Here is a 24217-nt window from a genome sequence, read left to right as displayed (position 1 = left end):
CTCGGTCAGCGGCGCGCCGGTGCCGCGCGCCCGGGACGCGCGACGCGCGGGCGCTGCGACGCGACCGGGACGTGCTCCCCGGCGGGCACCGCGGGCTCCTCGTCGTGGACGCGCGGAACCGCGTGCGCGGTCGGGGCGGACACCACGAGCAGCACGCCGGCGAGCAGCACGACGCCGCCCGCGGCCTGCATCGGCCCGGGCAGCTGGCCGAGCACGAGCGCGGCGGCCGCGGTGGCGAAGAGCACCTCGGTGAGCGCGAGGAACGAGGCGGCCCGCGCCCCGACGTGCGCCGCGGCCGCGACCTCGATCGAGTAGGCGAGCGCGGTCGCGATCAGCACGACCACGGCGAGCGGCACGAGGGCCGAGACGTGGGCGCCGAGCAGCTCGACGGTCCAGCCGCCGACCGTGACCGGGACGAGCCCGGTGACGCCGAGGACCGCCGAGACCACCGTGGCGACCGCGAAGCCGAGCCCGGTGAGCGCGAGCGGCGGCAGGGGAAGCGTCGCGGACAGCTGGAAGTAGACGGCGCAGACGACGGCGGCGACGAAGGCGGCGGTGAGCCCGACCGGGTCGAGCGCGACGCCGGCCCCGAGGTCGAGCACGAGCGCGAGCCCCGCCATCGCGAGCAGCGCCCCGGCGATCACCCGCACGGGCGGCACGCGTCGCAGCCAGACGCCGGTCGCGATGACGAGCAGCACGGGAGCGAGGTACTCGATCATGAGCGCGGTGCTCACCGGGATGCGGCTCACCGCGAGGAAGTAGGCGGTCTGGGTACCGGCGATGCCGATACCGCCGAACAGCAGGATCGGCAGCCAGAGGCGCGCGACGAGGTGCCAGCGGCCGCGGAGGGCCCGGATCGTCGGCACCGCGAGGATCAGCGTCCCGATGCCGGTGCGCACGATGCTGCCCGCACCCGGGCTCCAGCCCGCGTCGAGCACGGGCTTCACGAAGGTCCCCGACATCCCGAAGGCGAGGGCCGACAGCACGGCGACGAGCATCCAGCGCACCCGGCTCACGACGACCCTCCTCCGATCCCGAGTCGATCTCCTGTCAGGAGTCAACTGCAGTACACTCCTGACGCTAGATCCAGCACCCGTCAGGAGTCAAATCGTGTTCACCGATGACACGGAAGCCGTCCTGCACTCCGCCGCGGCGCTCGTCAACACCGAGCCCGGGGCGTCGCGCAGCGACGAGGACGAGCTCACGAGCGTCGAGGACGTGGCCGCCTTCTTCACCGGCTGGGCCTACTCCGGCGACCTCCTGCGCACGCAGGAGGAGCTCGACGCCCTCCGCGAGCTGCGCGGTGAGCTGCGCGCGTTCTTCACGGAGTCCCGCGACGAGATCGCCGAGCACGTGAACCGGGTGCTCGCCGAGTCCCACGCCGTGCCGCGGCTCGTGCGCCACGACGCCTACGACTGGCACGTGCACGCCGTGCCGGGCGATGCGCCCTTCGCCGAGCGCATCCGGGTCGAGACCGCGATGGCGCTCGCCGACCTCGTCCGGGCCGATGAGACGACGCGGCTCAAGGTCTGCGCGGCCGACGACTGCACCGCGGTGCTCGTCGACCTGTCGCGCAACCGCTCGAAGCGGTTCTGCGACGTCGGCAACTGCGGCAACCGGATGAACGTCACCGCCTACCGGGCTCGCCGGGCCAACGCCGCCGGCTGACCGAACCGGGCGCCCGGCCGCGCCGAAGTAGCCTGGACGCGGCAAGAGAGACGAGGTGGGGCTGTGCCCGCTGTGAACCTGGGGATGCCGAAGGCGCCGGAGGTGCTCGCTCCCCGCCGGAAGTCGCGGCAGATCCGTGTCGGCAAGGTGCTCGTGGGCGGTGACGCGCCGGTCAGCGTGCAGTCGATGACCACGACGCCGACGACCGACATCAACGCGACGCTGCAGCAGATCGCCGAGCTCACCGCTTCCGGCTGCGACATCGTCCGCGTCGCCGTGCCGAGCCGCGACGACGCCGAGGCGCTGCCGATCATCGCGAAGAAGAGCCAGATCCCGGTCATCGCCGACATCCACTTCCAGCCCAACTACGTCTACGCCGCGATCGACGCCGGCTGCGCGGCGGTGCGGGTGAACCCCGGCAACATCCGCAAGTTCGACGACCAGGTCAAGCAGATCGCCGAACGCGCGAAGGCCGCGGGGGTCTCGCTCCGCATCGGCGTGAACGCCGGCAGCCTCGACCCTCGCCTCCTCGAGAAGTACGGCAAGGCCACACCCGAGGCGCTCGTCGAGAGCGCGGTCTGGGAGGCGAGCCTCTTCGAGGAGCACGACTTCCACGACTTCAAGATCTCGGTCAAGCACAACGACCCGGTCGTGATGGTGAAGGCCTACCGCCTGCTCGCCGAGCGGGGCGACTGGCCGCTGCACCTCGGCGTCACCGAGGCGGGCCCGGCGTTCCAGGGCACGATCAAGAGCGCGACCGCGTTCGGGATCCTGCTCGGCGAGGGCATCGGCGACACCATCCGCGTCTCGCTCTCCGCGCCGCCGGTCGAGGAGGTCAAGGTCGGGCTGCAGATCCTGCAGTCCCTGAACCTCCGCGAGCGCCGCCTCGAGATCGTGTCGTGCCCGTCGTGCGGGCGGGCACAGGTCGACGTCTACACACTCGCCGACGACGTGACCGAGGGGCTGCAGGGCATGACGGTCCCGCTCCGCGTCGCGGTGATGGGCTGCGTCGTGAACGGGCCGGGTGAGGCCCGCGAGGCCGACCTCGGCGTCGCCTCGGGCAACGGCAAGGGTCAGATCTTCGTGAAGGGCAAGGTCATCAAGACCGTGCCCGAGGCCGAGATCGTCGAGACGCTCATCGCCGAGGCGAACCGCCTCGCGGACGAGATGGGTCCGGACGCGGCCCTCGGCACCCCTGAGGTCGTCACCGCCTGAGGCGGCCGGCACGGAGCGTGCGCCGTCGGGGCATCGGTCGGCGGACGAGCGCCTGCATGCGTCCCGAGGGCATGCGGTCACCGATGTCGCGGCGTGGCGTGCCCGGGGGAGGCGCGATGCGGCTCCTAGCCTTGCGCGCACCGCACGGCCCGAACGTCGTCGGCTGAAGGGCCCCGCCGCCTGCTGAGGGTGGCGGGGTCCTTCGCTGCTCCCCGGCTTCGATAGATTCGACCGTCGTGGTGACGCGCATGAGCCGGCTGTTCCTCCGCACGCTGCGGGAGGACCCCGCCGACGCCGAGTTCGCGAGCCACAAGCTGCTCCTCCGGGCCGGGTACATCCGCCGCCAGGGACCGGGCCTCTTCGCCTGGCTGCCGCTCGGCCTGCGGGTCAAGGCGAAGGTCGAGGCCATCGTCCGCGAGGAGATGGAGGCGGCCGGCGCCCAGGAGGTGCACTTCCCGGCGCTGCTGCCGGCCGAGGCCTATCGCGCCACCGGGCGGTGGGACGAGTACGGCGACGACATCTTCACGCTGCAGGACCGCAAGGGCGACGACTACCTGCTCGCGCCGACGCACGAGGAGGCCTTCACGCTGCTCGTGAAGGACCTGTACTCGTCGTACAAGGACCTGCCGCTCACGATCTACCAGATCCAGGACAAGTACCGCGACGAGCCGCGGCCGCGCGCGGGCCTGCTCCGCGGGCGCGAGTTCACCATGAAGGACGCGTACTCCTTCGACGTCGACGACGCGGGCCTCGAGGCCTCTTACGAGCTGCAGCGCGCCGCGTACGAGCGGGTTTTCCGCCGCCTCGGGCTCGACTACGTGATCGTCTCGGCGCACGCCGGCGCGATGGGCGGCTCCCGCAGCGAGGAGTTCCTGCACCCGACGCCCGTCGGCGACGACACCTTCGTGCGCTCCGCGAGCGGCTACGCCGCGAACGTCGAGGCGTTCCGCACCCTCGCCCCCGCGCCGCGAGCGGTCGACGGCCTGCCCCCGGCGACCGTGTTCGACTCGCCCGGCACCCCGACGATCGCGACGCTCGTCGACCTGCTGAACGAGCGCCACCCGCGCGACGACGGTCGCGCCTGGACGGCCGGCGACACCCTGAAGAACGTCGTGCTCGCCCTCACCCACGTCGACGGACGCCGCGAGGTCGTGGTCGCCGGCATCCCCGGCGACCGTGACGCCGACCTGAAGCGCGCCGAGGCCGCGTTCTACCCCGCCGCGGTCGAGGCCGCCACCGACGACGACTTCGCCGCGAACCCCGCGCTCGTGAAGGGCTACATCGGGCCGTGGACCGCCCGCGGCCCGGTGCTGGGCGAGGGGGCGGCGAGCCGCGTCCGCTTCCTCGTCGATCCGCGCGTCGTCGACGGCACCGAGTGGGTCACCGGCGCGAACGAGCCCGAGCGGCACGTCAAGTCGCTCGTCGCCGGACGCGACTTCACCCCCGACGGCACCGTCGAGCTCGCCGAGGTGCGCGAGGGCGACCCCGCGCCCGACGGCTCCGGGCCGATCGAGCTCGCTCGCGGCACCGAGATCGGCCACGTCTTCGCGCTCGGCCGCAAGTTCGCCGACGCCCTCGGGCTCAAGGTGCTCGACCCGAACGGCAAGCTCGCCACCGTCACGATGGGCTCGTACGGCATCGGGGTGACGCGCGATCTCGCGCTCGTCGCCGAGGCGCACGCCGACGAGAAGGGTCTCGTCTGGCCCCGCGCGATCGCGCCGTTCGACGTGCACGTCGTCGCCACGGGCAAGGACGAGGCGGTGTTCGAGGAGGCCGAGCGCATCGGCCGCGAGCTCGAGCAGCACGGCGCCGACGTGCTCGTGGACGACCGGCGCGCCTCGCCCGGCGTGAAGTTCGCCGACGCCGAGCTGCTCGGCGTGCCGACGATCGTCGTGGTCGGCCGCGGGCTGGCCGACCAAGTCGTCGAGGTGTGGGACCGCGCCTCGGGCGAGCGCGTGCCGACGCCGGTCGGCGAGGTCGTCGACCGCGTGGCCGCGACGATCGCCGCCGAGCGGCAGTAGCGCGCGGCTGCGGCGCCGACGGGCTAGGCGCCGACCGGCTCGACGAGCGTGAGCGTCGCGGTGTCGATGCGCCGCGGCTGGCCGGCGAACGCGGCGGCGCGCTCCGGCGACGAGGCGTAGCGCTCGTCGATCGCCCGGAACGCGTCGCGGTCGCCCGCGACGGACACCGCCCAGACGAACTCGTTCGTCTCGGGGACCGCGTAGGCGAACTCGACGCTGAAGCCGTGCGCGGTGCGCGCCGGGATCACGAGCTCGCGCCACCAGGAGACGAACGCGTCGAGCTCCCCGGCGACGATGCGGTAGCGGCGCAGCTGGATCGTGCGGTCGTCCTCGGCCATGGAAGCCCTCCGTTCCCCTGATCAGGCGCTGCTACCGTAGTCGGTGCCGGTGGGGAGCCCGTCTCCTCGCCGGGCATGCCAGCGCGAACAGGGGAGACGCCACCGTGGACATCGATCTCGCGGTGCTGCGGCTCATGGAGCGCGAGCGGGAGATCCCGTTCGACGAGCTGCTCCACATCATCGAGGCCGCGATCCTCACCGCGTACCTGAAGCACACCGACCAGCCCGAGCACGCACCCGCCGGCACGCCGCGCCCGCGCGTGCGGATCGACCGCAAGACCGGCCGCGTCGTCGTGCTCGTGCCCGAGCTCGACGAGTCGGGCGAGCAGATCGGTGAGGCCGAGGACGAGCCGCACGACTTCGGCCGCATCGCCGCGTTCGCCGCGAAGCAGGTCATCAACCAGCGCCTGCGCGACCTCGGCGACGAGCGCATCCTCGGCGAGTTCAAGGGCCGCGAGGGCGACATCGTCGCGGGCGTCGTGCAGCAGGGGCCGAACCCACGGATGGTGCACGTCGACCTCGGCAGCATCGAGGCGATCCTGCCTCCCGAGGAGCAGGTGCCGGGCGAGAAGTACGAGCACGGCGACCGCATCCGCGTCTACGTGACGAGCGTCTCGCGCGGGGCGAAGGGCCCGTCGATCACCGTGTCGCGCACCCACCCGGGCCTCGTGCGCAAGCTCTTCGCCCTCGAGGTGCCCGAGATCGCCTCCGGCGTCGTCGAGATCACGGCGCTCGCCCGCGAGGCCGGGCACCGGTCGAAGGTGGCCGTGCGCGCCAACCAGCCGGGCGTGAACGCGAAGGGCGCCGCCATCGGCGAGCTCGGGCAGCGAGTCCGAGCCGTCTCGGCCGAGCTCGGCGGCGAGAAGATCGACATCGTCGACGCCTCGGACGACCTCGCGACCTTCGTCGCCCACGCCCTGTCGCCGGCCCGCGTGTCGAGCGCGTTCGTGATCGACCGGAGCACGAAGGCCGTCCGGGCGCTCGTGCCCGACTACCAGCTCTCGCTCGCGATCGGCAAGGAGGGGCAGAACGCCCGACTCGCCGCGAAGCTCACGGGCGCGAAGATCGACATCCAGCCCGACTCGATCCTGGAACAGGACTGAGTCCACGGGCGCAGCCGGTCCTGGAGCAGCACTGAGCACGAGGCGCCGAGGCCGGCGCCTGGAGCGCACGGGAATGCGGGCGGCGACCGCCGTGTTCCCTCCACGTCGCCGCAGGACCGTCCGAAGTCGGTCCCGCGGACGGTAGACTCTCGATCCGTCGGCCTCGGCCGGCGTTCTCAGGCCCGGATCCGTCCGGGCATCCTCCCCGTAGAGGTGGAACAGGCACATGGACAAGCGATGAGCGACTCGAGATGAGATCCGCACCGCACTAACGGCCTGCCTGTCTGGCAGGTCCAGACAGGAGAACTGTGGCGAAACCACGCGTCCACGAAATCGCATCCGATCTCGGCATCGACACGAAGCTCGCACTCGCGAAGCTGAAGGAGATGGGCGAGTTCGTGAAGGGCCCGTCCTCGAGCGTCGAGCCCCCCGTCGTCCGCAAGCTCCGGGCGAAGCTCGCCGCTGACGGCATCCCCATGGGCAACGGCGGCGCCGCACCGGCGACCCCCGGCCCCCAGCGGCCCGTCGCGCAGGCGCCGCGGCCGCAGGGCGTCGTGCCCGGCCCGAGCGCGCCCGCCGCGCCGCAGCCGTCCGCGCCGGCCACCTCCGGCTCCCGCCCGACCCCCGGCCGCTGCGGGCGGCACCCCAGCAGCCCGCGCCGCAGCAGGCGCCCCAGCAGGAGCGTCCGTCCGCGGGCGGCACCGAGGCGCGCCCGGTTCCGGACGGCGCCGCGCGCCCGACGCCGAACAACGCGATCCCGCGTCCGCAGCCGCGTCCGGGTCAGCCGCGCCCGGGCAACAACCCGTTCGCCTCGAGCCAGGGCATGGGCCGCGCGCCCCGTCCGGGCAACAACCCCTTCGGCGCGAACCAGGGCATGCGACCCGGTGCCGGTGGCGGTGCTGGCGGCGCGATCCCGCGTCCGGGCGCTCCGCGTCCCGGCGCCCCGCGACCCGGCGCTCCGCGTCCGGGGGGTCCCGGCATGGGCCAGCGCCCGACCGGCTTCGGTCAGCGTCCGGGCGGCTTCCAGCGTCCCGGCGGTGCCGGCGGCGGTGCCGGAGCACGCCCCGGCGGTGCCGGCGGCGGCTTCCAGCGTCCCGCGGGCGGCTTCAGCGGCCCGCGTCCCGGTGGCGGCGGTCGTGGCCGCGGTCCCGGCGGCGGCACCGCGGGTGCCTTCGGCAAGGGCGGCGGCAAGTCCCGCCAGCGCAAGTCGAAGCGGACGAAGCGCGCCGAGTTCGAGATGCGCAGCGCCCCGACCCTCGGTGGCGTCAGCGTTCCCCGCGGCGACGGCAGCACGGTCATCCGGCTGCGTCGCGGTGCGTCCATCACGGACTTCGCCGACAAGATCGACGCGAGCCCGGGCAATCTCGTCACGGTGCTGTTCCACCTCGGTGAGATGGCGACGGCGACGGAGTCGCTCGACGAGGCGACCTTCCAGGTCCTCGGCGAGGAGCTCGGCTACCGCATCGAGATGGTCTCGCCCGAGGACGAGGACCGCGAGCTGCTCGAGGGCTTCGACATCGAGTTCGAGTACGACGAGGACGACGAGGATCTCGAGATCCGGCCCCCGGTGGTCACCGTCATGGGCCACGTCGACCACGGCAAGACGAAGCTGCTCGACTCCATCCGTAACGCGAACGTCGTCGCGGGTGAGGCGGGTGGCATCACCCAGCACATCGGTGCCTACCAGGTGTGGACGGAGCACGAGGGCTACGAGCGGGCCATCACCTTCATCGACACCCCGGGCCACGAGGCGTTCACCGCCATGCGTGCCCGCGGTGCCCAGGTGACCGACCTCGCGATCCTCGTGGTCGCCGCGGACGACGGCGTCATGCCGCAGACCGTGGAGGCGCTGAACCACGCCCAGGCGGCCGGTGTGCCGATCGTCGTGGCCGTGAACAAGATCGACAAGGAGGGCGCGAACCCGGCGAAGGTCCGGCAGCAGCTCACCGAGTTCGGTCTCGTCGCGGAGGAGTACGGCGGCGACACCATGTTCGTCGACGTCTCGGCGCGGAACAACATCGGCATCGACAGCCTGCTCGACGCGGTGCTCCTCACCGCCGACGCGGGGCTCGACCTCCGGGCGAACCCGGATCGGGACGCCCGTGGTGTGGCCATCGAGGCGCGGCTCGACAAGGGCCGCGGCGCGGTCGCGACGGTGCTCATCCAGACGGGCACGTTGCACGTCGGTGACGCCATCGTGGCGGGCACGGCCTACGGCCGCGTCCGGGCGATGACGGACGAGAACGGTGTGGCGCTCACCGAGGCGGGCCCGTCGCGGCCCGTGCAGGTGCAGGGCCTCTCGACGGTCCCGCGGGCCGGTGACACGTTCCTCGTGACCGAGGACGACCGCACCGCCCGCCAGGTCGCCGAGAAGCGTGAGGCCGCGGAGCGCAACGCGCAGCTGGCGAAGGCCCGCAAGCGCATCTCGCTCGAGGACTTCATGGGTCAGATCGAGGCCGGCAAGGTCGACTCGCTCAACCTGATCATCAAGGGCGACGTCTCCGGTGCCGTCGAGGCGCTCGAGGAGTCGCTGCTGAAGATCGACGTCGACGAGAGCGTCCAGCTGCGGATCATCCACCGCGGCGTCGGCGCCGTCACCGAGAGCGACGTGAACCTCGCCACGGTCGACAACGCGATCATCATCGGCTTCAACGTCCGCCCCGACCCGAAGGCCCGCGAGCGCGCTGCGCGCGAGGGCATCGACGTCCGCTTCTACTCGGTGATCTACTCGGCCCTCGAGGACGTGGAGAACTCGCTGAAGGGCATGCTGAAGCCGGAGTTCGAGGAGGTCCAGTCGGGCCTCGCCGAGATCCGCGAGATCTTCCGCTCGTCCAAGGTGGGCAACATCGCGGGTGTCTACGTCCGCAGCGGCACGATCACGCGCAACGCCAAGGCGCGCGTCATCCGCAACGGCGTCGTGGTCGGCGACAACCTCGCCATCGACTCGCTGCGCCGCTTCAAGGACGACGTCACCGAGGTGCGTGCGGACTACGAGGCCGGTATCGGGCTCGGCCGCTTCAACGACATCCAGATCGGTGACGAGATCGAGACGATCGAGACGAGGGAGAAGGTCCGGGCCTAGCGGTCACGGATCCGGAGCTCCCTCGCGGATCCGGAGCTCCTCGACGGCGCGCCGCCCGCTCACCCGAGTGGGCGGCGCGTCGGCCGGGGGCTCCGGGTCCGCGTCTCGTTCAGAAGGAGGAGGACATGGCCGATCACGGACGCGCCGCGAAGCTCGGCGACCGCGTGAAGGAGATCGTCGCGAAGCGCCTCGAGAAGGGTCTGCGCGACCCGCGCCTCGGCTTCGTCACGATCACGGACGTCCGCATGACGGGCGACCTGCAGCACGCCTCGATCTTCTACACGGTGTACGGCACCGAGCAGGAGCGCGAGGACAGCGCGGCCGCGCTGAAGGCCGCCACCGGCCTGCTCCGCACGGAGGTCGGCCGGAACATCCACGCGCGGCTCACGCCGTCGCTCGAGTTCATCCCCGACGCGATCCCCGAGAACGCCGCGCACGTCGCCGACCTGCTCGCGCAGGCGCGGGAGCGCGACGAGGCGGCACGCGCGATCGCGGAGCGGGCGTCGTACGCCGGCGACCCCGACCCGTACGTGCAGCCGCGCGCCCGCGACGACGAGGAGTGAGTTCGGGCAACCGGCGGGAGCGCCGGGCGGCGGCGACCGCACCGCGGTCGACCGTCGAGCACCGCTACGGCTCGCCCGTCGAGCGGCGGGCGCTCGTGCCGGCCGTGCTCGGCGCCATCGTGCTGCTCGCGGGAGTCGCCCTCATCGACACGGCGGGGTTCTCCTGGATCCGCATGTCGGCGGCGGTGCTCGCGTTCATCACCGCCGTGCTCGTGTGGCAGGCGGGGCACCGCGTGCTCGTGGTCGTGCCGATCGTGCTCGGGGTGCTCTGGAACCCCGTGGTCCCCTTCCCGTTCTCGGGTGAGCCGTGGCGCATCGGCCAGGTCGTCGGCGCCGCGGTGCTCGTGGTCACCGGGTTCCTCTCGAAGGGCCGACGGCAGGACTGAACCGCGTCATGCGGTCGGCAGCGTCCATCCCGCCGGCGTCGCGACGGCCAGCCCGTCGGCGGCGAGGCCGGTGAGCACCCGCGCGCGCACCACGCGGTCCGGCAGCACGGCGGCGAGCTCGGCGTCGGTCACGGGCACGTCGCTGCCGCGGAGCTCGGCCATGACGAGTCCCCGACGCTGCCGGTCGGATCCCGCGAAGCGCGGCTGCCTGCGCACGCCGCCCTCGCCCGCGGGGGAGCCCGCGAGGCGCCACGCGCACGTGTCGCGGAGCGGGCACTCGTCGCAGCGCGGCGACCGTGCCGTGCAGACGAGCGCGCCGAGCTCCATCATCCCGGCGTTGAACGCCGCGGCGTCGGCAAGGTCCTCGGGCAGGAGCGCCGTCATCGCCGGCAGGTCGCGGCGCGCGTTCGGCGCGCCCTGGTCGGGGCGCCCGAGCTCCGCTCTGGCGATCACCCGCCGCACGTTCGTGTCGACGACGGGATGGCGGTGGCCGTAGGCGAAGACCGCGACCGCCCGGGCCGTGTAGTCCCCGATGCCCGGGAGGGCGAGCAGGTCGTCCACGTCCTCGGGCACCCGGTTGCCGTGGTGCTCGGCGATCGCCCGGGCGCAGCGGTGCAGCGCGAGCGCTCGCCGCGGGTAGCCGAGCCGCCCCCACGCGCGCAGCACCTCCGACGGCGGCGCCGACGCGAGGTCCGCCGGCGTCGGCCAGCGCTCCAGCCACGCCTCCAGCACGGGCACGACGCGGGCGACCTGCGTCTGCTGCAGCATGAACTCGGACACGAGGGTGCCCCAGGCCGGGAAGCCGGGACGCCGCCAGGGCAGGTCGCGCCGGTGCTCGCCGTACCACCGCACCACCGCTGCCTCGTCCATCCGGGCTCCAGGCTAGGAGTCGGCGGGCGGGCACGCGGCCCGGCTAGCGTTCCCGCATGGCCAGATGGGCGCCGGAGCGCGGCGCGGTGCTGTCCGAGCTCGCCGAGGAGGTGCTCGCGGTGTTCCCGCGCGGCCGGATCCTCGTGGGCGTCGACGGGGTCGACGGCTCCGGCCGCACGACCTTCGCGCGGGACCTCGCCGGCGCCCTGCGGGCGCGCGACGTGTCCGCGGCCGCCTGCTCGCTCGACGACTTCCACACGGCCGAGTCCGGTTGGGCCGACGCGGACGCGCGGACGTACTACGCCGCGGCCTACGACTACGCGGCCTTCCGCCGCCTGGTGGTGGAGCCCTACCGCCGGGGCGACCGCATCCCGCTCGCGCACCGCCCGAGCGGGAACGGGACGATCCTCGACCCACCGGTGTTCGCCCCCGCCGAGCGGGCGGTGCTCGTCGTCGAGGGCCCGTTCCTGCACCGCCCCGAGCTCGTCGGGCTCTGGCACACGAGCGCCCTGCTGCAGGTGCCGCGTGCCGCGGCCCGCCGGCGCGCCGCGGAGCGGGACGGCATCGCGATCGACGACCCGCGCCTCGAGCGCGAGTTCCAGGCCGTCGAGCTGTACTACCGCGCCGTGGACGCCCGGAGGCTCGCGAACGCGAGCTTCGACATGACCGACCCGGCGCACCCGCGCCGCGTCTTCGCCGACGCCTGCTGACCGCGCCGGGACCCGGGCGGGTTCCGACGCGGCGGGCGCGGAACGACGCCCGGGATGTCGGCAAGCGCCCCGGAGACGGGCCCAGCGGGCGCTCAGGCGAGGATGCGGGCCGCCGCCTCGGCTGCGGGCAGGAAGCGACCGGTCGACTCGACCTCGTGCACGAGCGCGACGATGCGCCGGTTCAGCGGCGTCGGCACGCCGAGCCGCTCGCCCTCCTCGACGACGGCGCCGGAGAGGTGGTCGATCTCGCTCGGCCGCCCGCGACGGATGCTCTGCAGGGTGCTGCCCGGGTTCGGCACCGCTCCCATCCGCTCGACCATGCGTGCCGCGAGCAGCCGCCCGGACACGGCCGGGGGCAGGCCCGCGAGCATCCGCAGCCGCCCGGGGGTGAGGCCCGGCAGCCCGAGGAAGGTCGCGCCGGCGGCGCGGCCCACGCGCACGGTCTCCCGCATCGCACCCGCCACCGCCCGGCGCAGCGCGGGCACCGCGAGCGCCTCCTGCGCCGAGAGGCCGGTGAGCGCGGGCGCGGCGTTCAGCTGGTTCACGACGAGCTTCGCCCACTGCGTGCCGACGAGATCCGCGGTGAGCACGACGGGCACCGCCTCGCCGAGCACGGCGGCGGCGGCCGCGAGCTGCGCGCCGCTCGCCGTGTCGGCCCCGAGCACCGTCGGGCCGGGCGCGGTCACCGTGACGATGCCGGGCTCGAGGTACGAGGCGGCGATCATCGACAGGCCGCCGATCAGCGGTGACGCGGGGAGCACCTCGCGCAGCGCCTGCGGTCCGCGGAGCCCGTTCTGCACCACGACGACCGGAGCGCCGGCGAGCAGGTCCGCGTGCGCCGCGGCGGCGGCCGGCGCGTCCTGCGCCTTCACGGCGAGCAGCGCCAGCTCCGGCGGCTCCGGCAGCACCTCCGCGGCGCCGACCCGGGCCACGTGCTCGCCCCATGCGCCCGTGAGCCGCAGCCCGCGGGACCGGATCGCCTCGAGGTGCTCGCCGCGTGCCGTGACGTCGACCTCGTGACCGGCCCGGTCGAGCAGGGCCGCGACCGTGCCGCCGATCGCGCCGGCTCCGACGATCCCGATCCGCACCGGTCCACAGTAGGGGCGGCCACGGCGCGGCCCGCTGGCAGGATGGGCACGTGACGGCCGCCGGGATCCTGCTCGTCGACAAGCCCGCCGGGCCGACGTCGCACGACCTCGTGCAGCGCGTGCGGCGCCTCGCGCACACCCGCCGCGTCGGTCACGCCGGCACCCTCGACCCCGCCGCGACCGGCCTGCTGCTGCTCGGCGTCGGTCCCGCGACCCGGCTGCTCACGGCACTCACGGGCCTGCCGAAGACCTACACGGCGACCATCCGCCTCGGCCTCGCCACGACCACCGACGACGCCGAGGGGGAGGCGGTCGGCCCCGAGCTTCCGGTGACGGGGGAGGTGCTCGCCCGGGTGCCGGCCGCGATGGCGGCGCTCACGGGTGAGATCGACCAGGTGCCGTCCTCCGTGAGCGCCGTGCACGTCGACGGCCGGCGGGCGCACGAGCTCGTCCGGGAGGGGGTCGAGGTGACGCTGCCCTCGCGGCGCGTCACGGTCTCGCGCTTCGCGCTGCTCGAGCAGCGCGGGTCGCTGCTCGACGTCGTCGTCGACTGCTCGTCCGGCACCTACATCCGCGCCCTCGCCCGCGACCTCGGCGCCGCGCTCGGTGTCGGCGGCTCGCTCACCGCCCTGCGCCGCACCCGCATCGGACCGTTCCGCGTCGAGGACGCCGAGGAGCCCGCCGAGCCGCTCGCGCTGCGCACCCCCGCCGAGATCGCGAGCACGCTGTTCCCCGCGGTGCACCTCGACGAGGCGCGCACGCTCGCGCTGCGGCAGGGCAAGCGCATCCCGGTGCCCGAGCTGCCGGACGCCGACACCGCCGCGGCGCTCGCACCGGACGGCTCGCTCGTCGGCCTCGCCCGCATCGCGGGCGGCACCGCGACGGTGCTGCTGAACCTGCCGGCCCCGGAGGGAGCGGCAGCGTGATCCTCGGGTACACGACCTTCGCCGTCGTCGTGGCCGTGGCGGCCGGGGTGCTCGCGATCGCGCTCGGACTCGCCGGGCGGAAGCCGTCGGACCTGTCCCTCGCCGGCCCCGCCGTGCTCGAGCTGCTGCTGCTCGCGCAGCTCGTGATCGCGATCGTCGCTCCGGCGGCGGGCAACCGACCGACCGGGAACCCGATCGAGTTCTACGCCTACGTCGTGGGCGCGCTCGTGATCCCGCCCGCGGCGGTGTTCTGGGCGCTCACCGAGCGCACCCGCTGGTCCGTGGTGGTGGTCGGTGTGGGGTGCCTCGCCGTCGCGGTCATGTTCGTGCGGATGCAGCTGATCTGGTCGGTCCAGGGCTCCTGATCGTGCGGGCCGCCCAGCCGGCAGGTGGAAGAATCCTTCGGCGATGACCGAGACGAGCGTGCGGCGACCGAAGACGTCCGGCCCCGGCCGCACCCTCATCGCCTTCTACGGCGTCATGACGCTCGCCGCGCTGGTCCGCTCGATCGTGCAGATCATCAGCGACTTCGGCGCGGCGCCGCTCGCGATCCTGCTGTCGTTCCTGTCCGGGGTCGTCTACCTCGTCGCGACGATCGCGCTCGCCCGGCCCGGTCGCCGGGCGTACCGCACGGCGATCGGCACGATCGCCTTCGAGCTCGTCGGGGTCCTCGTCGTCGGGGCGCTCTCGCTCGCGCTGCCGGCCGTCTTCCCGTTCCGGTACACGGTGTGGTGGGGGTTCGGCATCGGCTACCTGCTGCTGCCGCTCGCCCTGCCCGTGCTCGGCCTGCTGTTCCTCCGCAGCCAGCGCGCCCGCTTCGCGCAGGAGGCCTGACATGCAGGTCTTCACGCGCGTCGAGGACGTGCCGGACGGCTTCGGGCCGTCCGCCGTCACGATCGGCAAGTTCGACGGGCTGCACATCGGGCACCGCGCGGTGCTCCGCGACCTGCTGGCCGCCGCCGGCACCGACCTCGTGCCGACGGCCGTCACCTTCGACCGCAACCCGCTCGAGCTGCTGCGCCCCGAGGCCTGCCCGCCACCGCTCGTCGGGTCCGGGCAGAAGCTCGAGCTGCTCGAGCGGGCCGGGGTCGGCGCCGTGCTCGTGCTCGAGTTCGACCGGGTCCGCGCCGACCAGGAGCCGGAGGCGTTCATCGCCGAGGTGCTCGTCGCGGCGCTCCGCACCCGGGTGCTGCTGATCGGCGACGACTTCCGGTTCGGCCACCGCGGCCGCGGCGACGTCGCGCTGCTGCGGGCGGCCGGGCTCGAGGCAGGCTTCGAGGTGCGGCCCGAGCCGCAGGTCGAGACCGCGGCGCGCCGCGTCTCGTCCACCTGGATCCGCGAGCTGCTCGCCGCCGGCGCGATCGAGGAGGCCGCGCGCCTGCTCGGCAGGCCGCCGGCGGTCCGCGGCGTCGTCGTGCACGGCGCGCACCGCGGGCGCGAGCTCGGCTACCCGACGGCGAACCTCGCGCAGGAGTCCGACGGCATGATCCCCGCCGACGGCGTGTACGCCGGGCGCCTCATCGACCACGGGCGCGGCCGCGAGAGCCTGCCGGCCGCGATCTCCGTCGGCAGCAACCCGACGTTTACGGGGGTGCCGCCGAAGCAGGTCGAGGCGTACGTGCTCGACCGCACGCTCGACCTCTACGGCCACACCGTCGACGTCGTGTTCACGCACCGCATCCGCGGCCAGATCGCCTACGAGGGCATCGAGCCGCTCATCGCCCAGATGGCGGTCGACGTCGACCGCGTCCGGTCGCTCGAAGGAGCGTGAGCGGGGCTCAGTAGCTCGACGCGTCGGTGGCGCCCGTTGCGCTGCCCGTCGCGACCACGCGCTCGGCGTCGGTGAGGATCGTGGCGGTGGCGCTCGTGCCGAACCGGTCGGCGCCCGCGGCGCTCATCGTGAGCAGGGTCTCGAGGCTGCGCACGCCGCCCGAGGCCTTGATCCGGACCGCGGGGGAGACGCTGCGCCGCATCAGCTCGAGGTGCGGCACGGTCGCGCCGCCGCCCGCGAAGCCGGTCGAGGTCTTCACGAACGAGGCGCCCGCGGCCTCGGCGGCCCGGCTGCCCGCCGCGATGGAGGGGTCGTCGAGCAGCGCCGTCTCGAGGATCACCTTGACGACCCTGCCCTGCGCCTCCGCCACCACGGCCGCGATGTCGTCGCGCACGGCCTCCACGTCGCCGCTGCGCAGCCGGCCGATGTGCAGCACCATGTCGAGCTCGGCGGCGCCGTCGTCGAGCGCACGGCGGCTCTCGGCGACCTTCGCCGCCGTCGAGGTGGTGCCGTGCGGGAACCCGATCACCGTGCCCGTGAGCACCCCGGTACCCGCGAGCCGCGCGACGGAGCGCGGCACGTCGGACGGCCGGACGCAGACGCTGAAGACGCCCCAGCGGGCGGCGACGTCGAGGTCGCGCGCCACCTCCGCGTCGGTCAGCTCGGGCTTCAGGATCGCGTGGTCGATCAGCGCCGCGACGGCCTCGACGGTGACCTGCTCGATGCTCAGCACGGGGCGAAAGCCTACGAGGGTCGCGCAGCCCGCCGCGCCGGGGGACGTTGTCGGCGTCGGTGCGGAGCCGTAGCCTCGAGGACGTGACGGACGTCGAGCCCACCACCGCCTCCTCCGACGAGAGCAGGACCGACGCGCCGGCGGACGGGCCGGTCGTCTTCGTCGGTGACGCCCTCACCGGCGCGGGGCCGTGGCAGGACGCGTTCCCCGAGCTCGAGATCGAGAACCTCGGGCGCACCGGCGACACCACCGCCGACGTGTTCGAGCGGCTCGACGAGGTCATCGCCCTCGAGCCGTCGGTCGTGGTGCTCATGGTCGGCACGAACGACTTCGGCCACCGCGCCACGGTCGAGCAGGTGGTGCGCGGCACCGAGAACATCCTCTGGCGCCTCCACCACGACCTGCCCGCCACCCGCGTGCTCGTGCTCTCGGTGCTGCCGCGCGAGAAGGAGCGCGCCGAGTGGATCCGGCAGGTCAACATCCACGTGCGGCAGTTCGCCTCCGCGCCCGCCGTGCAGGCCGAGTTCGTCGACCTCTGGCCGGAGTTCGCCCAGGAGGACGGCGAGCTGAGGCCCGACTACACGCCCGACCGCGTGCACCTCAACGAGGCCGGGTACAGCGCCTGGGCCGACCGCCTGCGGCCGCTGCTCGCCGACTGACCCGAGCCGCGGTGCCGCCGTCCCCGTAGACTGCGGCGGCAGGGCATCCCCTGCCCTCCCGGATCGCCTCGCCGGGTAGGACGCCGACCGCGAGGGGGATCCTTGGCCGACGTGCGCTCGAAGCTCCGACCGCTGCAGACCCCGGCGTCCCGGGTCCGGTCCCGCAAGGACGTCGCCGAGTCGGGCGGTCTGCTCGCGCTCGCGCGCACCGAGCCGCCCGCCGACGCCCTCGCCGAGGACATCCGTCTCGTCGCCGACGCGCTCGAGGCCGCCGGCGTCGAGGTGCTGCTCGCCCGTGACGACGCCGACCGGCCGATCCTCGCCGTCGACGAGCGCGACCGCGTCGCCGTGCAGCGCGCCCTCGCCACCGCGTTCGCCGACGAGCCCTGCTACGCGATCCGGCTCCGCCGCCGCGACCTCACGCCGAAGGGCGTCCCGCTGCTCGTCGCCGACGGCGAGCTCGCCGAGGGTCGCGACGTACGGCTGCTCGAGCTCGTGCGCCCCCGGGTCGACGCGGCCGGCACGCTGCACACCGAGCACGCCATCCGCTTCGAGCTCTGGCTGCGTCAGGGCCCCGAGGTGCGGGTGCCCGCACCGAACGCGCTGACCCGCAAGTCGTTCCGGGCCGACGAGACCGAGATCGTCGAGGTCGAGCGCTACGGGCGCACCTGGCGCACGCTCGCACACATGTTCGCGGACCACGTGAGCGAGGTCACGTTCGACGTCGACATGGTCTTCTCCTGGGTCGACGGCACCGACAAGGAGTGGCAGCGCGCCCGCGCCCGCCGCATGGCCGCCTACGTGGTCGGCGAGGGCGACGAGGCCGAGGCCCGCTACCGGCAGATCGACGAGCTGCGCTACGCGCTCCGCTCCGTCTACGCGTACCTCCCGTGGGTTCGGCGCATCTACATCGCCACCGACTCGACCCCGCCCGCGTGGCTCGCCGACCACCCTCGGGTGCGCGTCGTGCGGAGCGAGGAGTTCTTCGCGGATCCGAGCGTGCTGCCGACCCACAACTCGCAGGCGGTCGAGAGCCAGCTGCACCGCATCCCCGGCCTCGCGGAGCACTTCCTCTACTCGAACGACGACATGTTCATCGGCCGTCCGCTCGGCAAGGAGGCCTTCTTCTCGCCCGGCGGCGTCTCGAAGTTCATCGAGGCCGAGACCCGGATCGGGGTGGGGGACAACGACCCGCGTCGCAGCGGCTTCGAGAACGCCGCCCGCGTGAACCGCAGGCTGCTGCAGGAGCGGTTCGGCCGGGTCACGACGCGGCACCTCGAGCACGCGGCCACGCCGCTGCGCAAGAGCGTGCTCGAGGAGCTCGAGGCGACGTTCCCGGACGAGTTCGCCGCGACCGCCGCGAGCCCGTTCCGCGCGATGGACAACGTGTCGGTGACGAACTCGCTGTACCACTACTACGCGCTGCTCACCGGGCGGGCCGTGCAGAACACGACCTCGACGGTGCTCTACGTCGACACGACCACGCGGAAGGGCCTCGCGCTCCTCAAGCGGCTGCTGAAGACGCGGGCGTGGGACTTCTTCTGCCTGAACGACGGCAGCTTCCCCGAGGTGTCGCCCGAGGAGCGCTCCCGCAAGGTGCAGGCGTTCCTGCGGCGCTACTTCCCGCTCTCGGCCCCCTGGGAGACCGAGGCGGCCGACGTCACTCCGAGCGCCGCGGCAGGGTGATCGGCGAGGTCATCGCCTCGAGCTCGCGATCGATCCGGTCGGGCCGGCGGACGGCCTCGAGCGGCTCGTTGCGCCGCGCGGGCACGGTGACGCCGTGCGCGGCGAGCACCGCGGCGCTGTCCGCCGCCGAGGTCGTCGACAGCGTGCGTCCGGCGGTGATCGGCACCACCGAGTTCAGCACCATCTCGTCGAACACGTGCACGAGGTTGTACGACTGGGCGCCGTCCTGCGGGCGGGTGCCGCGCGCCTCCGTCGTGAGGTCCTGGGTGTAGCAGGTCGCCGAGGCGACCGACACGGGGACGCCGGCGAAGGTGCCGCTCGTCGAGAAGTGCACGTGCCCGGCGAGGATCGCGCGGATGTCGCTGCCCTCGACGACCTCGCGGAGCTCGGCCTGGTCGCGCAGCTCGACGAGCACCGCGAGATCCTGGATGCACGGCAGCGGCGGGTGGTGCATCGCGAGGACGGTGCCGTGCGGCGCACGGGTGGCGAGCTCCTCGGCGAGCCAGTCGAGCTGGGCGCCGGAGAGCGCGCCCCAGTGCTCGCCGGGGACCGACGTGTCGAGCGTGATGACCCGCAGGCCGTTCACGTCGTAGACGCGGTCGACGGGGCGGGTCGAGCCGAGCTGACCGAACAGCTCGCGGCGGAAGGTGCGGCGGTCGTCGTGGTTGCCCATGCACCAGATCACCTCGGCACCGAGGCGGGCGGCGGCGGGCTCGACGATGCCGCGCAGCAGGCGGTACGCGTCCGCGTCGCCGTGGTCGGCGAGGTCGCCCGTGAAGACGATCGCCTCAGGGTGGGTCCCCGAGGCCTCGAGGTCGGCGAAGATGCGGGACAGGGTGCGCTCCGGGGCGACCGAGTCGTAGAGCTTCCCGCCGGCGGGCAGCAGGTGGGTGTCGCTCAGGTGGAGCAGGAAGTGGTCCGGACGGGCGTGCTCCGCCGTGCGCGGGATCGGGCGGCTGTGGGAAGCGCCTCGCGAAGACATCGACTCCTGCTCTCGCCGGGAATGGGCTGTCGTGCATCGTGCCGGTGCCGGGGGCTCGTTCCCCGTCCGGTGGGCGACGCGCAGGCGACCCGCTGATGAACAGGCATCGTCCCCGCTTCCCCGGGCGCGGCCCGCAGGGCGCGCGGCGCGCCGGGAATTCCCCGATGCACAGGTACGGCGACGACGGAGCAGCCCCTCGTTCCGCGCTCGGTGACGCTGTGTACGGTGCACCCATGGCCGACGGGACCGAGACGCTCGTCGTCGGCGCAGGGATCGTCGGGCTGACCACCGCGCTGCTGCTCGCCGAAGCCGGCCGCCGCGTGGTCGTGATCACCGCCGAGCCGGTCGGCGGCGGGTCGAGCGGCCGCTCCGCGGGCGTCGTCAGCCAGCTGCACGGCACCGCCTACCGGCGGATGGCCGCCGAGACCGCGCACCGAAACGCCGCCGCCTACCGCGCGGCGAACGCGGCCGGCTTCGCCCTGATCGAGGACTTCGCGGCGCGGCGCGGGATCCCTGTCGACCGGCGGGACGCGCTGCTCGTCGCGCTCGAGCGGGGCGGCGCCTCCCGCATCGACGACGAGCACCTCGCCGCGCAGCGGGCGGGGCTCAGAGTCGTCAAGGAGCGCGACCCCGATCTCCCGTTCCGCACCTTCGGTGCGCTGCGGCTCCGCGACCAGCTGCTGCTCGACCCGCGCGTGCTGCTGCGCGAGCTCGCCCGGGCGGCGCAGGGGCTCGGCGTCGAGATCGTCGAGGGCGAGCGGGTGATCGGGCTCGACGTGCGCCCGCTCGGCGGCAGCCGCGTGCGCACCGCCGTCGCCGAGCGCAGCGCGCACGACGTCGTCCTCGCCACGGGCACGCCGATCCTCGACCGCGGCCTCTACGCGCTGAAGACGCAGGCGTTCCGCATCCTCGCGCTGCACGGCACCGGCGTCGACCCCGGCCTGCCGCTGCTCACCGCGCTCGGCGCGACCGGCAGCACGACGATCGCGTCGGCACCGGACGGCGGCACCACCGTGATCGGCGGGGCGCATCCCGTCGGGGTCGACGGCCCGGAGACCCGCTTCGCGGCCGCGCTCGAGCGCTTCGCGACCGCGCACCTCGAGGGCTTCGCCGAGGACGCGCGGTGGAGCGGCCAGGACTACCGGCCGTTCAACCCCATCGCGTTCGTCGGCGCGCTCCCCGGCGGTGGCGGCCGGGTGCGGTTCGCCACCGGCTTCGACGGCTGGGGACTCACCCACGGCGCGGCGGCCGCCATCCGCATCGCCGCCGAGATCCTCGGGACGTCGCAGCCGGCCTGGGCGCGGACGATCGGTCGCCGCGTGACGCGGCCGGCGAGCGGCGCGATCGGCCTCAGCGCGGACGCGCAGGCGGCCGCTCGGCTCGTCCGCGGCGCGCACCGGCTCACCCCGGCCGACCGGCGCCTGCTCGGCGAGGGCCAGGGCGTCGTGCACCGCACCGACCGCGGCCTCGTCGCGACGAGCCGAGTCGGCGGCGTGGTGCGCAGCGTCTCCGGGCGCTGCACGCGCCTCGGTGGCGCGCTCACCTGGAACGACCTCGAGCGCAGCTGGGACTGCCCGGTCTGCGGCAGCCGCTTCGCCCCCGACGGGGCCGTGCTCGAGGGCGGCGCACGCGGACCGCTGCCGGTGGTCGCGGACCCCGCGGACTGGGGCAGCGCGTCGTCCGGCTGAATCCCGTTCCGGCGGTATCATGGGGCCACCACGGCCGGGTGCCTCGAAGCTCCGCCCCGGGTCCGGCGTCGCCGACCCGCCCCCGTCCGGCCGCGGGACCATCCCACCGGTCCGCACCTCCCGTCCCGGCCTTCCCGAGGCCGCTTCAGGCGCGGACGTGGCACTCCAGGAGAGCAGCTTGGCCCGTACGACGGCGACCGCGCCCCGTCCCCGCGCGCAGCGCAAGGGGACCTTCGACAACACCGGCCTCATCCCCGTGCTCGCCCGCGCCGTGCGCGAGGTCGAGACGGCGGCGTCCCGCGGCCCGGTCAGCCCGTCGGGGCGCACGAAGTTCCAGGTGATCGCCGTGCTCGCCCGCGAGGAGCGCGCCCGGGCGAAGTCCGACCCCGACCTGCCCGAGGACGCTCGCGCCGAGACCCTCAAGCGGCTCGACGGCATCGCGACGATCCTCGCCAAGACCGCCGCCCGCGACACCTCGCTCATCGCGCTGCTCGAGCCGGGCCACACGCCGTCCGACGCCGCCCGCGCGCTGCGGCGCCGCATGCTCGAGGAGGCCGGCTACGAGGTGCCCGAGGACGAGGCCCCGGCCCCCGTCCCGAGCGTCGCCGACCCGTTCGCCGAGCGCCAGGTCGTGCCGCGCAGCGTGCGCTCCAGGCAGCTCGCGAACCCGTTCCTCGTCCCCGACTTCTCGCTCGGCCTCACGCCGCATCTCACCCGGCGTCTCGCCAACTGGGAGCTGCTCGGGCCGCTGTTTCGTGCGTTCGAGCAGGGCGGCTCGGTCACGAGCATGGCGCTGCCGGAGCCGCCCGCCCGGCCGCGCTGGGCGCCGCCGGGGCAGACGCTCATGCACCACCAGGCCGAGCTCATCGAGTCGGTCGTCGAGGGGCACCGCACGTTCCTGCTCGCGGACGAGCCGGGCCTCGGCAAGACCGCGCAGAGCCTGCTCGCGGCGAGCGTCGCGAACGCCTACCCGCTGCTCGCGGTCGTGCCGAACGTCGTGAAGATGAACTGGGCGCGCGAGGTGCAGCGGTGGACGCCGCAGCGCACCGCCACCGTCATCCACGGCGACGGCGAGGACCTCGACGCCTTCGCCGACGTCGTGATCGTGAACTACGAGGTGCTCGACCGGCACTCCGGCTGGCTCCGCACGCTCGGGTTCAAGGGCATGGTCGTCGACGAGGCGCACTTCATCAAGAACCTCTCGTCGCAGCGGTCGAAGCTCGTGCTCTCGCTCGCCGCGGCGCTGCGTGAGCGCCAGGCCGACCCGCTGCTGCTCGCGCTCACCGGCACCCCGGTGATCAACAGCACCGAGGACTTCAAGGCCATCTGGCAGTTCCTCGGCTGGATCGACGAGACGAAGCCGCGTCCCCGCCTCATGGCGGCGCTCGAGGAGACCGGGCTGTCGCCCGCCGACCCCGGCTTCCTGCCCGCCGCCCGTCAGGCGGTCATCGACATGGGTGTGGTGCGGCGCCGCAAGATCGACGTCGCCGCCGACCTGCCGGCCAAGCGCGTGGTCGACCTGCCCGTCGAGCTCGACGACGAGCTGGGGCGCTCGATCAAGCAGGCGGAGCGCGAGCTGCAGCAGCGGCTCGTCTCCCGGTACCGCTCGCTCGTCTCGGCGCGCAAGCCCACCACCGACGAGGAGCGCCGCGGCCTCATCCGCATGGTCGCCGAGGCCGAGCTCGAGGAGTCGCGAGCCGCGACCACCGGCGAGAACATCTTCACGATGGTCCGCAAGATCGGCCAGGCGAAGGCGGCGCTCGCCGCGGACTACGCGACGCAGCTCGCCCGGTCGGTCGGCAAGGTCGTGCTGTTCGCGAAGCACATCGACGTGATGGACCAGGCCGAGGCCACCTTCGCGCGGCGCGACATCCGCAGCATCTCGATCCGCGGCGACCAGTCGGCGCAGCAGCGCCAGCGCGAGGTCGACGCGTTCATGACCGACCCGAAGGTGAAGGCCGCGGTCTGCTCGCTCACGGCGGCCGGCGTCGGACTCAACCTCCAGGTCGCGTCGAACGTCGTGCTCGCCGAGCTGTCCTGGACGGCCGCGGAGCAGCAGCAGGCGATCGACCGCACCCACCGCATCGGGCAGTCCGAGCCGGTGACGGCCTGGCGCATCATCGCGGCGCACACGATCGACGCGAAGATCGCCGAGCTCGTCGACTCGAAGGCGTCGCTCGCGGCGCGCGCGCTCGACGGTGACGACAGCGAGGTCACGGGCGAGACGAGCGTGCAGCTCGACGCGCTCATCGGACTCCTGACCGACGCCCTGCACTAGCCCCATACCGCGTGTAGGTACTTCGCGCTCGTGTAGGTCGGAGACGACCGTGTCGACCTACACGAGGACGGATCACCTACACGCGGTGCCCGGCGACGCGATCACACGTCGAAGGCGGTGCCGCACTCCGCGCACGTGACCGTGTCGGTGTCCGCGCGCACCTCCGTCACCGTCATCGCCCGGCACCCGGCGATCGGGCACACGCCGTGCACGGTGACGGATGCGGCGCCGGGCGAGTGCTGCGCCTTCAGGGTGTGCTTCGCGCGGCCGACGGCGTCGAGCAACGTGCCGTTCGCCTCGGTGGTCTGCGTCATGGTGGATCCCCCTCGCGGCTCGGGATCCGGTCAGGCTAGGGACGACGCCCGCGACCCGCCAGAGCGGGAGGCGAGTCGTCGTCCGTAGTTCACCCCTTCGGGTGGGCCCGCCGTCCGCGTTCAGGCAGCAGCGCCC

At 73.9% G+C, this 24217-nt stretch carries 22 protein-coding genes and 1 pseudogene; 16 read left to right on the top strand and 7 right to left on the bottom strand.

The annotated features are described in order from the left end of the window. Positions 1–5: 5 nt before the first annotated feature. Entirely contained in the window at positions 6–1016 is a 1011-nt protein-coding gene (locus QDR37_RS14060) for an EamA family transporter (protein ID WP_279714409.1), read from the bottom strand. A gap of 94 nt (positions 1017–1110) precedes the next feature. On the opposite strand from QDR37_RS14060, the gene QDR37_RS14055 reads away from it, so the two are divergent. The 3 genes from QDR37_RS14055 (at position 1111) to QDR37_RS14045 (ending at position 4904) form a co-directional block, all read left to right on the top strand. Beyond that, positions 1111–1668 carry a CGNR zinc finger domain-containing protein gene (locus tag QDR37_RS14055; protein WP_347882110.1) on the top strand — a complete coding sequence of 186 codons (558 nt, stop codon included), beginning with the start codon at positions 1111–1113 and terminating at the stop codon, positions 1666–1668. An 84-nt stretch (positions 1669–1752) separates the two neighbouring features. Further along, complete coding sequence (ispG, locus tag QDR37_RS14050; RefSeq protein WP_279714879.1) at positions 1753–2883, top strand: flavodoxin-dependent (E)-4-hydroxy-3-methylbut-2-enyl-diphosphate synthase; 1131 nt, start codon at positions 1753–1755, stop codon at positions 2881–2883. A gap of 236 nt (positions 2884–3119) precedes the next feature. Further along, positions 3120–4904, top strand: a complete 1785-nt coding sequence (locus QDR37_RS14045) for a proline--tRNA ligase (RefSeq protein WP_279714408.1) — start codon at positions 3120–3122, stop codon at positions 4902–4904. A gap of 23 nt (positions 4905–4927) precedes the next feature. On the opposite strand, the gene QDR37_RS14040 is transcribed toward QDR37_RS14045, so the two are convergent. Continuing rightward, positions 4928–5242 (bottom strand): hypothetical protein, encoded by a 315-nt coding sequence (locus tag QDR37_RS14040; protein WP_279714407.1) that lies wholly within the window; start codon positions 5240–5242, stop codon positions 4928–4930. A gap of 104 nt (positions 5243–5346) precedes the next feature. Between QDR37_RS14040 and nusA the strand changes: the two genes are divergently transcribed. The 4 genes and pseudogenes from nusA to QDR37_RS14020 all read left to right on the top strand — a co-directional run bounded on the left by nusA (position 5347) and on the right by QDR37_RS14020 (position 10376). Beyond that, positions 5347–6345, top strand: a complete 999-nt coding sequence (gene nusA / locus QDR37_RS14035) for a transcription termination factor NusA (RefSeq protein ID WP_279714406.1) — start codon at positions 5347–5349, stop codon at positions 6343–6345. A gap of 308 nt (positions 6346–6653) precedes the next feature. Then, positions 6654–9427, top strand: a pseudogene (gene infB / locus QDR37_RS14030) (translation initiation factor IF-2). Between the two features lie 125 nt (positions 9428–9552). Continuing rightward, positions 9553–9990, top strand: a complete 438-nt coding sequence (rbfA, locus tag QDR37_RS14025; RefSeq protein ID WP_279714405.1) for a 30S ribosome-binding factor RbfA — start codon at positions 9553–9555, stop codon at positions 9988–9990. Further along, positions 9987–10376 (top strand): DUF6804 family protein, encoded by a 390-nt coding sequence (locus tag QDR37_RS14020; RefSeq protein WP_279714404.1) that lies wholly within the window; start codon positions 9987–9989, stop codon positions 10374–10376. The genes rbfA and QDR37_RS14020 overlap by 4 nt, the downstream gene beginning before the upstream one ends. Positions 10377–10382: 6 nt before the next feature. On the opposite strand, the gene QDR37_RS14015 is transcribed toward QDR37_RS14020, so the two are convergent. Further along, a complete protein-coding gene (locus tag QDR37_RS14015) occupies positions 10383–11246 on the bottom strand; it encodes an A/G-specific adenine glycosylase (protein ID WP_279714403.1) in 864 nt (287 codons plus the stop codon). Positions 11247–11302: 56 nt separating this feature from the next. On the opposite strand from QDR37_RS14015, the gene QDR37_RS14010 reads away from it, so the two are divergent. After that, positions 11303–11956 (top strand): uridine kinase, encoded by a 654-nt coding sequence (locus QDR37_RS14010; RefSeq protein WP_279714402.1) that lies wholly within the window; start codon positions 11303–11305, stop codon positions 11954–11956. 92 nt (positions 11957–12048) lie between these two features. Here QDR37_RS14010 and QDR37_RS14005 read toward each other — a convergent pair whose 3' ends face one another. After that, positions 12049–13044 carry a 2-dehydropantoate 2-reductase gene (locus tag QDR37_RS14005; protein ID WP_279714401.1) on the bottom strand — a complete coding sequence of 332 codons (996 nt, stop codon included), beginning with the start codon at positions 13042–13044 and terminating at the stop codon, positions 12049–12051. Positions 13045–13094: 50 nt separating this feature from the next. Here QDR37_RS14005 and truB point away from each other — a divergent pair, with 50 nt between their 5' ends. From truB to QDR37_RS13985, 4 genes are read left to right on the top strand one after another with little or no spacing between them, the layout of a single operon-like run. Then, positions 13095–13970, top strand: coding sequence for a tRNA pseudouridine(55) synthase TruB (gene truB, locus QDR37_RS14000; protein WP_279714400.1), 876 nt, complete (start codon positions 13095–13097; stop codon positions 13968–13970). Further along, positions 13967–14335 carry a hypothetical protein gene (locus QDR37_RS13995; protein ID WP_279714399.1) on the top strand — a complete coding sequence of 123 codons (369 nt, stop codon included), beginning with the start codon at positions 13967–13969 and terminating at the stop codon, positions 14333–14335. Before truB ends, QDR37_RS13995 begins: the two co-directional genes overlap by 4 nt. Positions 14336–14378: 43 nt before the next feature. Then, on the top strand, positions 14379–14804 hold the full coding sequence (locus QDR37_RS13990) for a hypothetical protein (RefSeq protein ID WP_279714398.1): 426 nt from the start codon (positions 14379–14381) through the stop codon (positions 14802–14804). Position 14805: 1 nt separating this feature from the next. Continuing rightward, on the top strand, positions 14806–15741 hold the full coding sequence (locus QDR37_RS13985; protein WP_279714397.1) for a bifunctional riboflavin kinase/FAD synthetase: 936 nt from the start codon (positions 14806–14808) through the stop codon (positions 15739–15741). 7 nt (positions 15742–15748) lie between these two features. Here the strand turns inward: QDR37_RS13985 and deoC are convergent, their stop codons facing one another. Then, the gene (deoC, locus tag QDR37_RS13980) at positions 15749–16474 is read right to left on the bottom strand and encodes a deoxyribose-phosphate aldolase (protein WP_279714396.1); all 726 of its coding nucleotides are present in this window, start codon (positions 16472–16474) and stop codon (positions 15749–15751) included. Between the two features lie 83 nt (positions 16475–16557). Between deoC and QDR37_RS13975 the strand changes: the two genes are divergently transcribed. Beyond that, positions 16558–17133, top strand: a complete 576-nt coding sequence (locus tag QDR37_RS13975; RefSeq protein ID WP_279714395.1) for a GDSL-type esterase/lipase family protein — start codon at positions 16558–16560, stop codon at positions 17131–17133. A 111-nt stretch (positions 17134–17244) separates the two neighbouring features. Continuing rightward, positions 17245–18819, top strand: a complete 1575-nt coding sequence (locus tag QDR37_RS13970; RefSeq protein WP_279714878.1) for a stealth conserved region 3 domain-containing protein — start codon at positions 17245–17247, stop codon at positions 18817–18819. On the opposite strand, the gene QDR37_RS13965 is transcribed toward QDR37_RS13970, so the two are convergent. Next, the gene (locus QDR37_RS13965; RefSeq protein ID WP_279714394.1) at positions 18794–19801 is read right to left on the bottom strand and encodes a phosphodiesterase; all 1008 of its coding nucleotides are present in this window, start codon (positions 19799–19801) and stop codon (positions 18794–18796) included. The two genes, QDR37_RS13970 and QDR37_RS13965, sit on opposite strands and share 26 nt — an antisense overlap. 233 nt (positions 19802–20034) lie before the next feature. Here QDR37_RS13965 and QDR37_RS13960 point away from each other — a divergent pair, with 233 nt between their 5' ends. Both QDR37_RS13960 and QDR37_RS13955 read left to right on the top strand, forming a co-directional pair. Continuing rightward, positions 20035–21489, top strand: coding sequence for an FAD-dependent oxidoreductase (locus tag QDR37_RS13960; protein ID WP_279714393.1), 1455 nt, complete (start codon positions 20035–20037; stop codon positions 21487–21489). A gap of 178 nt (positions 21490–21667) precedes the next feature. Beyond that, entirely contained in the window at positions 21668–23767 is a 2100-nt protein-coding gene (locus tag QDR37_RS13955; protein ID WP_279714392.1) for a DEAD/DEAH box helicase, read from the top strand. A gap of 101 nt (positions 23768–23868) precedes the next feature. Here the strand turns inward: QDR37_RS13955 and QDR37_RS13950 are convergent, their stop codons facing one another. Continuing rightward, the gene (locus tag QDR37_RS13950; protein WP_279714391.1) at positions 23869–24081 is read right to left on the bottom strand and encodes a hypothetical protein; all 213 of its coding nucleotides are present in this window, start codon (positions 24079–24081) and stop codon (positions 23869–23871) included. Positions 24082–24217 lie beyond the last annotated feature (136 nt).

The sequence above is a fragment of the Amnibacterium sp. CER49 genome (assembly GCF_029846255.1).
GTDB lineage: Bacteria > Actinomycetota > Actinomycetes > Actinomycetales > Microbacteriaceae > Amnibacterium.
This window is presented reverse-complemented; position numbering and strand designations above follow the sequence as displayed.